Here is a 1,604-nt window from a genome sequence, read left to right on the forward strand (position 1 = left end):
GATTTTGCCTCCCAAGGGTTTATCACCTACTCCCGCCCCGATCACTGGCTTGACGGTAAAAAGCTCAATAAAGCTTTTTATGACGAATACTTCACCCTAGATATATGCAATTCTCTCTCTCTCTTCCAAGGACCAGTGCTTATTGTTCATGGAGAGCTTGATGAGTCAGTCCCCGTTTCTCGTGATCCTCAGGAACTATACGATTCTTGTTGTGGGATGAAGAAATTAGAAATCATAGAGGGTGCCGATCATAAATTCACCGAACCTAAACACTGGCTTGCGGTTGAGGAGGCAATGCTCTCTTTTCTAGGTCACAACGTGCACCAGTAATCAGGTGCCCAGTAATCAGGTGCCACCATCTTTTTTAATCTTTATTTCTGTACTCCTTCCTCAGTGACTTAAGGAGCGTTTATTGCACATGCCTTATCTGAGAGTCGCTTGGAATCTCGCTAACCCCCTGACTTTTGGTAGTGGTGGGAGAGCCCTAGATACACCTCTCCCGTGTTTACGGATTTAGGCGGGAATAATAGAGATAACAGGACGAAAAGAGCTGAGCCTTGGAGCCCTCTGAAGAGGCGGCTTAAAGGTAAATGCAGGAAACTGAGTATCAAGCCTTCCGAGCCTGAACTGAAAAGAGGCTTCAGCGTACCGAGCGATAAGCAGACGTCTTTCTTTCAAGTACTCTCTTAGTTTATGAGCACACTTTGTGTAGCAGTGAGGCCTAGGAGAGCGGCTTACTTTCCGAGGGGTATCCCCTGGAAGCTGCTCATCAATCCGCTCTTGGCCTAAGTACGGGACATCCCCCCGCTGCTCCCAGTACTCTCTTAGCCTGCGATAGAGGAGGCTCTTAATCTTTTTCCCCCTGGCTTTAGCGCTTAGCTCTTTAAACTGAGGAAGAGGAGAGAGGGTAAGAGAATGTGTAGTCTTTACCGGGATATCTTCTTCGTTTTTTACTGAGTAGTGGGTGAAGTGAAACCTCCTCGGGGTAGAGTCTCTTAGTGAATGGTGAAACGAGTTAAGTCCCTTCCACTTACTGGAATCTTTAATAAGCCCATGCCGTGTGGGATTAAGAGTCACGTACAAAAACGCCTCTAGGAGGTCCTCTTCTTCATCAAGGACTATTTGCTCAGAGTAGCGTCTTCCCCATAGGGGGCCCTCTCTGTGGTACTTCCAGTTAATACGGCGAGCTATCTCTCTGTTGATATTCTCAATGAACTCATCACTATTACCCCGAGGGGCTTTAATAAGGAGGTGTATGTGGTTTGAAAGGATAGTGTAGGCGTATATCTCTATACCGAGGAGCTCTTGGTAGCGAGCTATGATACCGCCAATGAGCTTTGTATTCTTAGCAGAAGGCATGAGCCACATCTCAGCTCGTATCGTGCGGGTGGTAATGAGGCGGTAAAGAGACGGGTCTTTGGTGCGTAGTGGATTTCCCATGACATGGTGTTAATCGGAGGGAAGTCCTCCGATAGTTCGTGAGTATGAGAAAAAAAGATGGTGGTACTTGATTACTGGGGGAGAGTGATACTTCTCAGCGATTGGGCAGATTCTCCCTATCGTTTTTTGCAACGCTTCTTCCTCGATTTTAGTTGGAGGTGTCC

2 protein-coding genes are annotated in these 1,604 nt (G+C 47.1%); one reads left to right on the top strand and one right to left on the bottom strand.

Features of this window, described 5'->3' with window-relative positions; all coding sequences use genetic code 11:
• Nucleotides 1-330 (top strand): hypothetical protein (locus EBR25_13865; protein ID NBW42056.1); only part of this gene is annotated, 330 nt, incomplete at its 5' end.
• A gap of 183 nt (nucleotides 331-513) precedes the next feature.
• Here the strand turns inward: EBR25_13865 and EBR25_13870 are convergent.
• Nucleotides 514-1,440, bottom strand: a complete 927-nt coding sequence (locus EBR25_13870; GenBank protein ID NBW42057.1) for a hypothetical protein — start codon at nucleotides 1,438-1,440, stop codon at nucleotides 514-516.
• Nucleotides 1,441-1,604: the final 164 nt, after the last annotated feature.

It is taken from the genome of bacterium (assembly GCA_009926305.1).
Classification (GTDB): Bacteria; Bdellovibrionota_C; UBA2361; order UBA2361; family RFPC01; genus RFPC01.